Genomic DNA, 12,890 nt, shown 5'->3' with positions numbered 1-12,890 from the left:
CGACCGGTTTTTTTGTTTGGAGATCAAAGATGAAGAATTCCTGGCGTCCTCAGACCAAGCTCGTTCACGGCGGCAGCCTCCGTTCGCAATATGGCGAAATGTCGGAGGGCATCTTCCTCACCCAGGGCTTTCTCTATGAAAATTCCGCCGCCGCCGAGGCCCGCTTCAAGGGCGAGGAAGAGGGCTTCATCTACGCCCGCTACGGCAGCCCGACCAATGCGATGTTCGAGCAACGCATGTGCGCGCTGGAAGGCGCCGAGGATGCCCGCGCCACCGCCTCGGGCATGGCCGCCGTTTCCGCGGCGATCCTGTGCCAGTTGAAGGCCGGCGATCATATCGTCGCGGCCCGCGCTCTTTTCGGCTCCTGCCGCTGGGTGGTGGAGACGCTCGCTCCGAAATACGGCATCGAATGCACGCTGGTCGATGGCCGCGACCTTGCCAACTGGGAAGCCGCGATCCGGCCCGATACGAAGCTGTTCTTCCTCGAAAGCCCGACCAACCCGACGCTGGAAGTGGTCGATATCGCCGGCGTCGCGGCGCTTGCCAAACAGGCCGGCGCCCGCACCGTGGTCGACAATGTGTTTGCCACCGCGCTTTACCAGAAGCCGCTGGAGCTCGGCGCCGACATCGTCGTCTATTCGGCAACCAAGCATATCGACGGTCAGGGCCGCGTCCTTGGCGGCATCGTGCTGTCGTCGAAGGAGTGGATCGAGGAGGAGCTGCAGGATTACTATCGCCATACCGGCCCTGCCCTCTCCCCGTTCAATGCCTGGCTGCTTCTGAAGGGTCTCGAAACCTTCCCGCTGCGCGTGCGTCAGCAGACCGAGACCGCGGGCCGGATTGCCGATTTCCTGGCCGACCAGAAACAGATCGAGCGCGTCATCTATCCCGGCCGCGATGACCACCCCCAGGCCGAGATCGTGAAGAAGCAGATGGCCGCCGGCTCCACTCTGGTCGCGTTTGAACTGAAGGGCGGCAAGGACGCCGCCTTCGCGCTGCAGGACCAACTGGAGATCGTCTCGATTTCCAACAATCTCGGCGACGCCAAGAGCCTGATCACCCATCCGGCGACCACGACGCACAAGAACCTCGCGGAGGAAGCTCGCCTCGAACTCGGCATTACCGGCGGCACGATCCGGTTCTCGGCCGGCATTGAGGACACCGACGATCTGATCGAGGATTTCGCCCAGGCCCTTGCCAAACTGCCGGTCTGAGCCACATTGGCTTCACGGGCGGTTAAGCCGCCCGGGGCCTACAGGGAGAACCAGTGCACTACAGGGCGATCACCCACGAGATCGAGGTCAGCGTCAGGCCAAGCTTTCTGGAAAACCACTCCATGCCGGAGGACGCGCATTTCGTCTGGGCCTACGAGATCGAGATCGCCAATCACCGGAGAGACCGGATCGAGATCGTCTCCCGCCACTGGACGATCACCAATGCCAGCGGCATTGTCGAAACCGTGTCGGGCGACGGCATTGCCGGCAAGCATCCGATGATCGCCCCGGAAGAGCGCTACAGCTACCAATCCGCCGCGCCGCTGGACACGCCCTCCGGCATCATGGTCGGCCACTACATCGTCAAAACCGCCGACAACCGCCTCCTCAAGATCGACATCCCCGCCTTCTCGCTGGACTCGCCCTACGACGCCGGCAGCCGGCATTGATCTCCGGGCCAGAAAAAGTGACATAAAAACCGCCCGTCGATGACAACGGGCGGCTGAGACAGGTCGACAGGATTACTCCCGCGTCATCGCGTCCTCGATGTCGTCGCCGTCATATTCCTGGCGTTCGATTTCGTGCTGCTCGTGGCGGAAGCGGTCGAAGACGTCCTGGGAGACGCGGCCGCGGACGGCCATCAGGAAGATCACCACGGCAAACAGGCCGACCAGCACGGAATCGAGCGGGTGCGGAATGACGCCGAGGCCGCCGCCATAGCCGCCGAGATAGGAGATGACGGCGATGCCGGCCATGTAGACGCCGAACCAGACCGCGCTCTTCGGCTCCAGATCCTCCCGGCCGATCACCGCGAAACGGAGCAGAAACAGCACCGCGCCGACGGCAAGCAGCGCCAGCAGAAGCCAGATCGTGCTCCAGCCGGACCAGAAGATCATCAGGCTCGCGATCACGAAGGCGACGGCGCCGATGAAGCCCGCGGCCGGCACCACGAAGGGCCGGTGCGCGTTGGGCGCGAGATAGCGGAAGGCCACCATGGATACCGGGCCGGCGATGAACGACAGCACCACGGCCGCGCTGTTCAGCGCCAGAATCTGCTGGAACGGCAGCACGATCAGCATGAACAGCGCCACCACATAGTTCAGGATCAGCGCCCAGAGCGGCACGCCATACTGGTTGAGCTTGGCGAACAGGCGCGGAAACACGCCATTGTTCGACATCGCCAGCGCCAGACGCGCATTCGAACTGACCGAAACGAGGCCGCTGCCGGCAGGCGAGATCACGGCTGCGACGTTCAGCATGCTGAGCAGCCACAAGACGCCGATCGAGGTTGCCAGCGCGCCGAGCGGGCCGAGTTCATGGGTCGCCTCGATGGTCTGCCAGCCATTCGCAAGCGAGGCCGGGTCGATCGCGCCGACGAAGGCGATCTGCAGGCCGACATAGATCGCAAGGCAGATCAGCACCGACAGGATCAGCGCCAGCGGAATGACGCGCTGGGTATTGCGCACCTCGCCTGCAAGGTCGATCGCGTGGCGGAAGCCGATGAAGGCGAAAACCACGCCGCCGGTGGAGACGGCGGCGAAAATGCCGGGAACGCCGAACGGCGCGAAGCCGCCGGCGGATGTGAAATTCGAGGACTCGAACCGGGACGCGACGATGACCACGATGAACACCACCGGCACAAACAGCTTGAACCATGTCATCGCGGTGTTGATGCGGGCGAACCAGGCCACCCCGAAAACGTTGATGACCGTCAGCACCGCGAGGAACACGGCCGCGGCGAGATAGCCGGAAACGGTCAGCCCGCCGGCGCTGTTGGTCAACCACGGCAGATAGGAGGAGGCATAGCCGAGCGAGGCCTTCACCTCGATCGGCGCGGTGGTGCAGTAGCCGACCCAGGCGCTCCAGCCCATGGCGAGCGCCAGCAGCCGTCCGTGGGAGAATTGCGGAATGCGGGCGATGCCGCCGGCAATCGGAAACAGGGTGGAATTTTCCGCATAGGTGAGCGCGATCAGCAGCATCGCCACCGCGCCGATCAGCCACGCAATGATGGAGGCAGGCCCCGCAAGCTGCGCCGTATCAAGCGGGGCAAACAGCCAGCCGGAGCCCAGAACACCGCCGACCGCGACAAATGTCAGTCCGATCAGCCCGATTTCGCGTCGCATTGCCATAGAAAATCCCCCTTAGCTCAATGCGCTTCAACGAGTGCAGCCGACCACCCCTGCTGGCTTACTACAGCGAATATGCAATTTCCGGCTTCAATTATTTGAACGGGCGCGAAACCGAGTCAATCGGTTTCGCGCCCTGCGTTCAAATTCATCGCCATTGCGTCCAACTTGCAACCGAAGCCGATCAAGTCCCGGCGCTGCCGATCGGCCATCAAGCCTGGCCGGCGCTGGCGCGCATGCGCACCAGATCGGCGGTGGGGCGGAAACTGTCCGGGCTCGCCGCCCGCCACCAGTCGGCATAGAGCGTCGAATCGGGATCGTCCACCAGCACGCCTTCCGGCAGGAAGGTATGCAGCTTGTCCAGCGGCACGGCATCATGCGAGCCGAGACGGTGCATGATGTGATGCGGCTGCAGGTCCTGCGGATGAGCATAACCGCAGGCGGCCACGATCTCCGACAGCGCCTCGACGGTCTTCTTGTGGAAGCGGGCGGCATTGGCGCCCTGCTCTTCCGGCACCAGCGCGCGCTGGCGCCATTTGTCCTGCGTGGTGACGCCGGTGGGACAGGTGCCGGTGTGACAGCGCTGCGCCTGGATACAGCCGACCGACATCATGAAGGCGCGCGCCGCATTGCACCAGTCGGCCCCAAGCGCGAGGTTATGAGCAAGCCCCATGCCGGAAAACACCTTGCCGCTGGCGGCAAGCCGCACATGCTTTTTCACGCCCGCGCCGACCAGCGCGTTGCGCATGATGATCAGCCCGTCCCAGAGCGGCATGCCGACCCAGTCGGCAAGCTCCAGCGGGGCAGCACCCGTGCCGCCCTCGGCGCCGTCGATCACGATGAAATCGGGATAGATGCCGGTTGAAAGCATCGCCTTCACCAGCGCGAAGGGTTCATGCGGCTGGCCGACGCAGAACTTGATGCCAACGGGCTTGCCGCCGGAAAGGTCGCGCATCTGGGCGGCGAATTCCAGCATCTCCACCGGCGTTGAAAACGCCGAATGGCCGCGCGGCGACAGACAGTTCTGGTAGACCGGCACGCCGCGCACCTCGGCGATCTCGGGCGTCACCTTCGAGCCAAGCAGCATGCCGCCATGGCCGGGCTTGGCGCCCTGGCTGACCTTGATCTCGGTCATCTTGACGGCGTCATTGGCGGCCTTGTCGCGGAATTTTTCGGGGTCAAAACGACCGTCCTTGTCGCGCGCGCCGAAATAGCCGGAGCCGATTTCCCAGACCACGTCGCCGCCATGTTCGAGATGGTAGCGGCTGAGCCCGCCCTCGCCGGTGTCCTGATAGAAGCCGCCGGTCTTCGCGCCGATATTCATCGCGCGCACGGCATTGGCCGACAGCGCGCCGAAGCTCATCGCCGAGATGTTGAGGATCGACGCCTCGTAGGGCTTGGACGACTGCTCGTTGCCGACCGTGACGCGCGGCGAACGATCGGGATCGGTGTGCGGCGCCATCGAATGGGAGATCCAGTGGTGCGGATCCTCGTAGACCTCAAGCTCCGTGCCGAAGGGCACGGTGTCCGACAGCCCGTGCGCCCGGGTGCGGATCAGTTGCCGCGCGGCATAGGAATAGGGCGTGCCGTGGGTGTCGTCCTCCACCGCATAGGCGCGGATGAAGGGGCGCAGCGACAATGCGATCCAGCGGATGCGGCCGGCAACGGGATAATTGCGGGTAATGGTCCAGGACGACTGGAACCAGTCATAAAAGGCGATCGCCAGCAACGGAATGGTGATCAGCAGGATCCAGAACCAGCCGGTGGCAATCGCGACGACGGTGAAAAAGGCGGCGGCGATCGGCACGATGCACCGCATGAGCATATCCAGCATGCAACCTCCCCTTGTATTAAGCCAGCGTTATCAAACTCTGTACGCTTTTGCCACCGGAACGGAAAGGCCCGGGACAGCAAATCCGGCGGGAACGACACGCTCCCCCTACAACAAATTTTCCAACACAGGATGAACGGTGGCGCAATTGTTGCCCGGATTTTCGCGTTCTTAGCCATCCTCCCGTTTCGAAAGACCGCCTTATATGCGAGAAGGTGCGCTCAGCACTGTGTCGACCCCACCACCGCAGGAGGAAAACATGCTGCCCGCTCTCCGCCGCATCGCCACGGCGACATGCGCCGCGCTGCTGCTGCAGACCGCGACCGCCCATGCCGAGGATCGCGAAATCGAAACGCTCAGGAGCCTGATCGAAACGCCTGAAAGCGCAGCCGGCCTCGTGTCCGAAAGCTTCGCAAAAGCCGTTCCGACCGCGCAGTTGACGGCTATACTTCAAAGCCTCCACGACCGGGCCGGACCGGTGACCGGCATCACGGAGGATGACGACGGCTACCTTATCCGCGCGGAGGCCGGCGACATACCCGCCGAAATCGAACTCGACGCTTCGGGCAAGATCACCGGCCTGTTCTTCCACCCGTTCCAGCCGAGCGGCGGAAGCATCGAGGATACGCTTGCCGATATCACTGCCTTGCCCGGCACGGTTTCCTATCTGGTGACAGCGGAGGGCGAAACACTGCACGAACAAAATGCGGAGACCCCGCTCGCGGTCGGCTCGACCTTCAAGCTCGGCGTTCTCAAGGTTCTCATGAACGATATCGCGGCCGGCAAGCGCCGGTGGACGGATGTGGAAACCCTCCGGCCCGAGGACATATCGCTTCCCTCGGGCAAGCTGCAGACCTTCCCGCTGGGCTCTCCCTTCACGCTGCATACGCTGGCGGCGCTGATGATCTCGGAAAGCGACAACACCGCGACCGACATGCTGATGCGGATTCTCGGCCCAGAGCGCGTTGCCACGGCCCTTGGCCTCGATCACGTGCTCACCACCCGCGCGCTGTTTACCCTGAAGGCCGATCCCGCTCTTGCCGAACGCTACAGAACCGCCTCCGGCGCGGAGCGGGCCAAATTGCTTGCCGAGATCTCCGATGCTCCCCTGCCGGCCGTCAGAGACGCAAGCGGTCCCGCAATCGAAGGGGTCGAATGGTATCTTTCGGCGGAAACGCTTTGCCGACTTGCGGGCGATGTCAAAGCGGCGGATGTGTTCGCCATCAACAAGGGGCCGGTTCGCGGTTGGCAATCGGTGGCCTACAAGGGTGGCAGCGAACCGGGAGTCCTGAACCTCACCGCTGCGCTGACCGGTGAAGAGGGTAAAGCCTACTGCATCTCGGTAACGGTCAACAGCGACGACGCCGTCAACGAAGCGACCGTTGCGGGCGCCTTCGCGGCGTTGGCGTCCCAGCTCAGGGCCTCGCATTGAAGGCGAGGCCCTGCCGGATGAAGTTCAGCCGAAAACGCGCCGTGGCTTGAACTGGCCCTCGGCGATCTCGCCGATCGCCACAAGCTTGCCGGCAAGCGAGGCGTAGGCGTCCGGCTCCTCCACCGGCGCATGGGCGCCGCGCAGGATGATCGGGTTGCCGAGCTTCAGCCGGCGGGCCTGGTCCTCATTGACCGGCACATGCGGGAGACTGGCAAGCGCTTCCGAGGTGTCTACCAGATATTCCTCAAGGGCTGCAAAGCGCTCCTCATCGTCCTCGATTTCCTCGAGCGCGACGAGTTCCGAAAGCGGCACCAGCATATCCTCGGAAAACGGTGCCACGAAGGGGCGGCGCAGCGAGGAGATATGGCCGAAGCAGCCGAGATCGCGGCCCATGTCGCGGGCAAGCGCGCGCACATAGGTGCCCTTGCCGCATTCCACCTCAAACTCGGCGGTGTTCTCGTCCGGGCAGCCGAGCAGCGTCAGGCGGTGGATTTCGACCTCGCGGGTCGGAATTTCCACCGTCTCGCCCTCGCGCGCCAGATCATAGGCGCGGTTGCCGTCAATCTTGATGGCGGAAAACTGCGGCGGCACTTGTTCGATCACGCCGGTGTATTTCTCGATCAGCGCCTCGACATCTTCTCTTGAGGGCCGCTTGTCGGAGCTTTCGCTGACTTCGCCCTCGAGATCGTCCGTGGTGCGCTCCTCGCCCCAGGTGACCGTGAATTCGTAGATCTTGCGGCCATCCATCACGTAAGGCACGGTCTTGGTGGCGTCGCCGAGCGCGATCGGCAGCATGCCGGAGGCGAGCGGATCGAGCGTGCCGGCGTGGCCGGCCTTCTGGGCCTTGAACAGCCACTTGATCTTGGAAACGGCTTCGGTGGAGCCGAAATCGATCGGCTTGTCGAGGATCAGCCAGCCGGAGATCGGGCGGCCCTTGGGTTTTCTCTGTCGCGCCATTTTCTTATTCTTTACCGTCGTCTTCATCATGATCGAGATCGCGCGCCACTTCCGGCGAATGCAGCAGTTCGTCGATCTTGCGGAAATTCTCGAAACTCGTGTCGTCGCGGAACCGAAGCTCGGGAATGTTCTTCATCTGCCGGATCTCGCGCGTGATGCGCCCGCGCAGGAATTTCGCATGATGGTTCAGAGCCTTGACCACCGCATCGTGATCGGTCTGGCCAAGCGGCGTGACATAGGCGGTCGCGATCTTGAGGTCCGGCGACATCCTGACTTCGGAGATGGAAATCACGGTGTTTTCGATCAGCGGATCGAGAAGATCGCCGCGCTGCAGCACCTTGGTGATGGCGGCGCGCACCTGTTCGCCAACGCGAAGCATGCGCTGGGAGGGCGCCGAGGAGGTAGCTCTCGTCATAAAAGTCCTGGTTCGTTCGTGTTCTATTCGATCCGGTCTGACGGGGTTCGAACCCGGCCGGACGCCATGGGACGCCCGTTTACCGCTTCGTTGCCGCAAGGTCAATCGGCAGGCTCTGACGATAAAAGCCGCGCGGGCTTCCACCCGCACGGTACGACACGTCAGAAAGAGCGGAAACGGTTACTGAACGCCGTAAATGCGGGCGATGTCGTCGAGCATCAGGTCGGCCGCGAGCACGCCGCCAGCGGTGTTCCAGATCGCGTCGGAAACGCCGTGGACCCTTCCGGCCTTGACGGCGGAGAGCGACTGCCAGAGCGGGTCCGCCAGAACCTCCTCTTCAAGCGCCTTGCCCTCGCCGTTGCCGACCTCCCAGGTGAAATAGAATATCCGGTCGCCATCCATGTCGGGAATGCTCTCCTTGCCGGTGCGGATCGCAAAATCCTCGACATTCTGGTTCTCCGGACGGTGGAAGCCGATATCCTTCAGCAGCACGCCCGAGAAACTGTCGAGCTGGTAGATGCGGATCTGGCCCGGCAGGAAGCGGATCACCGAGACTTTCTCGTCGGTCGCGTCCCCGAGCTTTTCCCGAAGAGCGGCGACTTTGGCATCGTAGGCGGCAATGACCTCGTCACCCTTGTCGGAGAGGCCAAGCGCTTCAGCATAGAGCTTGAAGTTGACCTTCCAGTCGCCGCGCAGCTCGCTGGACATTACCGTAGGCGCGATCGCGGAAAGCTGGGGATAGATATCCTCCTGACGCTGACGGTTGCCGATGATCAGATCCGGCTGGAGTGCTGCGACCAGTTCGAGATTGACCGCGCTTTCGGTCCCGACCGGCTCGGCATCGCCCATCTGCGCCTCGATATGATCCCACCACGGATCGCCCTGCCATGAGTTGACCGCGCCGACCGGATGAACGCCGAGCGCCAGCAGCGCCTCGGTGCCCTCATTGGTCAGCACCACGATTCGCTCCGGCAGGTCCGGAACCGTGACGGTGCCCATGGCATCGCTCACGTCGCGGGCGGCAAGCGGGGTTGCAAGCAGGATGGCCAGGGCAGCGGCGGCTGCCAGTCGGATCAATCGGGTCACGGATACTCTCAACTTGAATATTGCGTTCATGTTTTCGGTTTTAAAGTTGACCATTTCAATCAGCAATGTCAATCGTCGCTGCGAAAGGGGAGCCCGTGCGAAAGACGCTGCTGCTGTTGAGCCTGACATTGCTGATCGCCGCGATTGCAAGCCTGCATCTCGGCGTGCGGATCTATGGTCCGGCGACGGTGTGGTCGGCGTTTTCGGGCGGCAATGACACGGCCGACATCATCATCCGCACGCTGCGCCTGCCGCGCACGCTGAACGCGATGGCGACCGGCGCGGCGCTGGCCATATCCGGCCTGCTGATGCAGGCGACCACCCGCAACCCGCTCGCCGAACCCGGCCTTCTGGGCGTCAATGCCGGCGCCGCCTTCGCGGTCGCCTTCGGCCTGGTGCTGTTCGGCGTGGTCTCGGTCGGCGCGATCGGCCTCATCGCCGTCTGCGGCGCACTTGCCGCCACCGCGCTCGTCTTCGGCCTGTCATCGGCGCTCGGACCGCAGGCGGGGCCAACGGGCATATTGCTGATCGGCGTCACGGTTGCCGCCATGCTCGCCTCGCTCACCCAGCTTGCCCTGCTTCTTGACGAAACCGCGCTGGAAACGCTGCTGTTCTGGCTCTCCGGCGGCTTTGCCGATCGCCCGCTGGCGCTGCTCTGGGTGGGCGTTTCGGCGCTCGTGATAGCGCTTTTCGGCTGCCTCTTCCTCGGCCCCTCGATCGATGCGCTGCGGCTTGACGACCAGAGCGCAGCCGGGATCGGCGTCGATGTGGCGCGCACCCGCATCACGGCACTCTCTCTTGCGGCGCTGCTTTCCGCCGGCGCGGTGGCGATGTCCGGCCCGGTCGCCTTTCTCGGCCTGATCGCGCCGCATATCGCCCGCCGGCTCGCAACGGGCCGTCCGGCCTTTCTCGGCATGGCCGCGCTTGCCATGCTGACGGGGGCGATCATCGCGGTGCTCGCCGATATCCTGGCGCGCCTGATCGTCGCCCCCGGCGAAGCGCCGATCGGCGCGGTGCTCGCCTTTGTCGGCGTGCCGTTCCTGATCGTGCTCTTGCGCGCGAAGCGGTTGCGGGAGGTTGGCGTATGAACGCCCCTGCCCTTCGCCTGACCGTGCTTGCCGCCTTGCTGGCGTTCTGCGTCATCGGCGCGACGGGGCTCGGCTCGAGCTTCATCGGCCCGGAACGGGTGATCGCCGCCCTCCTCGGCGAAGGCAGCCGTATGGACACCGTCATTGTATGGACCCTGCGCCTGCCGCGCGTGGCGCTCGCGGTCGCGGCCGGCATGGCGCTCGGCCTTGCCGGCGCGCTTCTGCAGCGCGCGCTCAGAAACCCGATGGCCGCCCCCTCCATCCTCGGCATCACCGATGGCGCGGCGCTTGGCGTCGTCACCTTCCTGTGGCTGTTTTCGGATGAAGCCAATGTGCTGACCGTCTCGATCCAGTGGCAACCGCTCGCCGCGATCATCGGCGCGCTCGCCTTTGCCACCCTGGTCGGGCTGCTGACTCTCGCCGATGCCCGCCGCCGCGATCCCGTTCGGGTGATCCTCTACGGCATCGCGCTTTCCGCACTCGCCAAGGCCGCCGTCACGCTGATGATGATCATCGGACCGGTCTATCGCGCGAGCCAGGCCTTGCAATGGATCACCGGCTCGATCAGCGCCGCCCACTGGGTCGATGTCGGCGTCGTGACGCTCGGCCTTGCGGCGGCGGTGCCCGTGCTGATCTTCATGCGCCTGCCGATGCGCCAGATCGTGCTTGATGCGCAGACGGCAGCAACCACCGGCTTTTCCGTCGACCGCAACCGGATCGCGCTGATGGTGCTCTCGGTCCTGCTGACGGCGCTGGCGATCTCGCAGGTCGGCGCGATCGGCTTTATCGGGCTGATCGCGCCGCATGCCGCGCGGCTGTTCCACGGCCAGTTCGCCGCCGGCTATCTGCTCGCGACCGCGATGATCGGCGGCATGCTGGTGCTCGTCGCCGATACGCTCGCCCGCACCATCGCCAGTCCGCTGGAACTGCCGGCGGGCGCGGTGACCGCGCTGATCGGCGCGCCGCTTTTCCTCATGCTTATTCTCAGGAGCCAGCGCAGCAATGTCTAAGCCGCTTGCCGAAATGTCCACGCTTTCCGCCCACTATGACGGGTTCACCGCGCTTGATGCGATCGACCTGACGCTGCCGGAGCAGAAGATCATCGCCTTTTGCGGTCCGAACGGCAGCGGCAAGTCCACCGCGCTCAAGGTGCTGCGCGCGCTCCACGCGCCAAGCGGCGGCGATGCGAAGGTGGCGGGCCAGGCGCTTGACGACTGGATGCCGCGCGCGCTTGCCCGCGAGATCGCAATGCTCAGCCAATCGCCGGACGCGCCGGAGGATATGACCGTGTTCGACCTCGCCATGCTCGGCCGCTATTCTCGCCGCAGCCGATTTTCCGGCCCGTCCGCCGAGGACAGGCGCGCGGTCGAAGGTGCGTTGCGCACCACCGGCATGGAAGCGCTTTCCGATCGCAGCATCGGCCAGCTTTCGGGCGGACAGGTGCAACGCGCCTGGATCGCGATGACGCTGGCGCAGGATGCGCCGCGCATTTTCCTCGACGAGCCGACCAACCATCTCGACATCGCTCACGCGCTCGAAATCCTGGATCTCTTGGTAATGCTCAACCGTCGCGAACAACGCAGCTTCGTGATCGTGCTGCACGATCTCAACCACGCGCTGCGCTATGCCGATCACGTCGTGCTGTTCGAAAACGGCCGGATCGCCGCCGAGGGCGCGACCCGCGACGTGCTAACGGAAGAGCTGATCAGCACGGTGTTCGATATCGACTGCCGGATATTGCCGCTGCCGGACACCGACCTGCCGGTGATCGTGCCGCTGTCGCGGCAATCGGCTTAGTTCGAGGCCGCCTCCGCCGGCGGCAGTTGCACGCCGTAGACCTCGGCGAGATCACTCAGCATTTCCTGCGCCGCGAACCAGCCGCCGGCGGTGGCCCACACGCCGTCATCAACCTCGTACACCTTTCCATCCTTGACCGCCGCAAGCCGCGACCAGAGCGGATCGGTCAGGAATTCCTCGGCCATCGCATCGCCCTTGCCGTCGCCGGTGTCATAGGTCAGCCAGAAAATCCGATCGCCATCCATATCGGGAATGCTTTCACGGCCGACAGCGAGCGACAACCCGTCGGCATCCTGCTGCGGCGGACGGGTGAAGCCGGCATCGGCCAGAACATGACCAAGGAAGCTGCCCTTCAGGTAGAGATAGGTCTGGCCCGGCACAAAGCGCACCACCGAAAGGCTCTCGCCCGCCTTGTCGCCGAGACCGTCTTTCAGCGCCTCGACCCGCGTCTCGTAGCTCGCCAGCGCCGCCTCGCCCTCGGCCTCGCGGTTCAGCACGTCGGCGACGAAGGTGAAATTGTCCTTCCAGGCGCCAAGCCCCTCGATGAATACCGTGGGCGCGATCGCCGAAAGCTGGCCGTAAATCTCCTCGTCGCGCTTGCGGCTGCCGATGATCAGGTCCGGCTCGAGCGCGGCCACCAGTTCGACATTGACGGAAAGCTCGGTCCCGAGCACTTCGGTCCCCTCAAGCCTGTCGCCAAGATGCGGATACCAGGGATCGCCGTACCAGGACTGCGGCGCGCCGACCGGGGTCACGCCGAGCGCCAGCGCCGCCTCGGTGGTCTCGTTGGTCAGCGTGATCACCCTCAAGGGCGCATCCGGCACCTCCGTCGTGCCCATGGCGTGGTCGATCACCTGCCCGGCGAACGCGACGCCGCCGGAAAGGAGCGAGATGGAAAGAACGGCGGATGCGAGAATGCCCGAATGCATGATGACCCCTGCTGG

12 protein-coding genes are annotated in these 12,890 nt (G+C 64.3%); 6 read left to right on the top strand and 6 right to left on the bottom strand.

The features are described 5' to 3' along the window. The first annotated feature begins 29 nt into the window (after window positions 1–29). Both V6767_RS12720 and apaG read left to right on the top strand, forming a co-directional pair. Window positions 30–1,214, top strand: coding sequence for an O-succinylhomoserine sulfhydrylase (locus V6767_RS12720; RefSeq protein ID WP_448473834.1), 1,185 nt, complete (start codon window positions 30–32; stop codon window positions 1,212–1,214). A 53-nt stretch (window positions 1,215–1,267) separates the two neighbouring features. Next, complete coding sequence (gene apaG / locus V6767_RS12715; RefSeq protein WP_448473833.1) at window positions 1,268–1,663, top strand: Co2+/Mg2+ efflux protein ApaG; 396 nt, start codon at window positions 1,268–1,270, stop codon at window positions 1,661–1,663. Window positions 1,664–1,735: 72 nt separating this feature from the next. On the opposite strand, the gene V6767_RS12710 is transcribed toward apaG, so the two are convergent. Together V6767_RS12710 and V6767_RS12705 are read right to left on the bottom strand one after the other, a co-directional pair. Beyond that, window positions 1,736–3,343 carry an APC family permease gene (locus V6767_RS12710; protein ID WP_448473832.1) on the bottom strand — a complete coding sequence of 536 codons (1,608 nt, stop codon included), beginning with the start codon at window positions 3,341–3,343 and terminating at the stop codon, window positions 1,736–1,738. A gap of 208 nt (window positions 3,344–3,551) precedes the next feature. Then, window positions 3,552–5,174: an FMN-binding glutamate synthase family protein gene (locus V6767_RS12705; protein WP_448473831.1), complete on the bottom strand. Its 1,623-nt coding sequence runs from the start codon at window positions 5,172–5,174 to the stop codon at window positions 3,552–3,554. Window positions 5,175–5,430: 256 nt separating this feature from the next. On the opposite strand from V6767_RS12705, the gene V6767_RS12700 reads away from it, so the two are divergent. Next, the gene (locus V6767_RS12700; RefSeq protein WP_448473830.1) at window positions 5,431–6,603 is read left to right on the top strand and encodes a serine hydrolase; all 1,173 of its coding nucleotides are present in this window, start codon (window positions 5,431–5,433) and stop codon (window positions 6,601–6,603) included. A 24-nt stretch (window positions 6,604–6,627) separates the two neighbouring features. Here V6767_RS12700 and truB read toward each other — a convergent pair whose 3' ends face one another. From truB to V6767_RS12685, 3 genes are all read right to left on the bottom strand, one after another. Continuing rightward, entirely contained in the window at window positions 6,628–7,560 is a 933-nt protein-coding gene (gene truB, locus V6767_RS12695) for a tRNA pseudouridine(55) synthase TruB (protein ID WP_448473829.1), read from the bottom strand. Between the two features lie 4 nt (window positions 7,561–7,564). Then, window positions 7,565–7,975, bottom strand: a complete 411-nt coding sequence (rbfA, locus tag V6767_RS12690; protein ID WP_448473828.1) for a 30S ribosome-binding factor RbfA — start codon at window positions 7,973–7,975, stop codon at window positions 7,565–7,567. A gap of 180 nt (window positions 7,976–8,155) precedes the next feature. Continuing rightward, window positions 8,156–9,061: an ABC transporter substrate-binding protein gene (locus tag V6767_RS12685; RefSeq protein WP_448473827.1), complete on the bottom strand. Its 906-nt coding sequence runs from the start codon at window positions 9,059–9,061 to the stop codon at window positions 8,156–8,158. 95 nt (window positions 9,062–9,156) lie between these two features. Between V6767_RS12685 and V6767_RS12680 the strand changes: the two genes are divergently transcribed. The 3 genes from V6767_RS12680 to V6767_RS12670 are packed head-to-tail and all read left to right on the top strand — an operon-like array spanning window position 9,157 to window position 11,946. Beyond that, a complete protein-coding gene (locus tag V6767_RS12680) occupies window positions 9,157–10,149 on the top strand; it encodes a FecCD family ABC transporter permease (RefSeq protein ID WP_448473826.1) in 993 nt (330 codons plus the stop codon). Continuing rightward, the gene (locus tag V6767_RS12675; protein WP_448473825.1) at window positions 10,146–11,159 is read left to right on the top strand and encodes a FecCD family ABC transporter permease; all 1,014 of its coding nucleotides are present in this window, start codon (window positions 10,146–10,148) and stop codon (window positions 11,157–11,159) included. Before V6767_RS12680 ends, V6767_RS12675 begins: the two co-directional genes overlap by 4 nt. Next, entirely contained in the window at window positions 11,152–11,946 is a 795-nt protein-coding gene (locus V6767_RS12670) for an ABC transporter ATP-binding protein (protein WP_448473824.1), read from the top strand. Before V6767_RS12675 ends, V6767_RS12670 begins: the two co-directional genes overlap by 8 nt. On the opposite strand, the gene V6767_RS12665 is transcribed toward V6767_RS12670, so the two are convergent. Further along, on the bottom strand, window positions 11,943–12,875 hold the full coding sequence (locus V6767_RS12665) for an ABC transporter substrate-binding protein (RefSeq protein WP_448473823.1): 933 nt from the start codon (window positions 12,873–12,875) through the stop codon (window positions 11,943–11,945). The genes V6767_RS12670 and V6767_RS12665 overlap by 4 nt on opposite strands. Between the last annotated feature and the right edge of the window lie 15 nt (window positions 12,876–12,890).

This window comes from Martelella sp. FLE1502 (assembly GCF_053484255.1).
Note: the sequence above shows the minus strand (reverse complement) of the source record. Positions and strands in the feature narration are given on the sequence as shown.

Coding starts and splice junctions, on each gene's coding strand:
- V6767_RS12720 (WP_448473834.1), top strand. CDS start 30: ATGAAGAATTCCTGGCGTCCTCAGACCAAGCTCGTTCACGGCGGCAGC.
- V6767_RS12710 (WP_448473832.1), bottom strand. CDS start 3,343: ATGGCAATGCGACGCGAAATCGGGCTGATCGGACTGACATTTGTCGCG.
- V6767_RS12705 (WP_448473831.1), bottom strand. CDS start 5,174: ATGCTGGATATGCTCATGCGGTGCATCGTGCCGATCGCCGCCGCCTTT.
- V6767_RS12700 (WP_448473830.1), top strand. CDS start 5,431: ATGCTGCCCGCTCTCCGCCGCATCGCCACGGCGACATGCGCCGCGCTG.
- truB (WP_448473829.1), bottom strand. CDS start 7,560: ATGGCGCGACAGAGAAAACCCAAGGGCCGCCCGATCTCCGGCTGGCTG.
- rbfA (WP_448473828.1), bottom strand. CDS start 7,975: ATGACGAGAGCTACCTCCTCGGCGCCCTCCCAGCGCATGCTTCGCGTT.
- V6767_RS12675 (WP_448473825.1), top strand. CDS start 10,146: ATGAACGCCCCTGCCCTTCGCCTGACCGTGCTTGCCGCCTTGCTGGCG.
- V6767_RS12670 (WP_448473824.1), top strand. CDS start 11,152: ATGTCTAAGCCGCTTGCCGAAATGTCCACGCTTTCCGCCCACTATGAC.
- V6767_RS12665 (WP_448473823.1), bottom strand. CDS start 12,875: ATGCATTCGGGCATTCTCGCATCCGCCGTTCTTTCCATCTCGCTCCTT.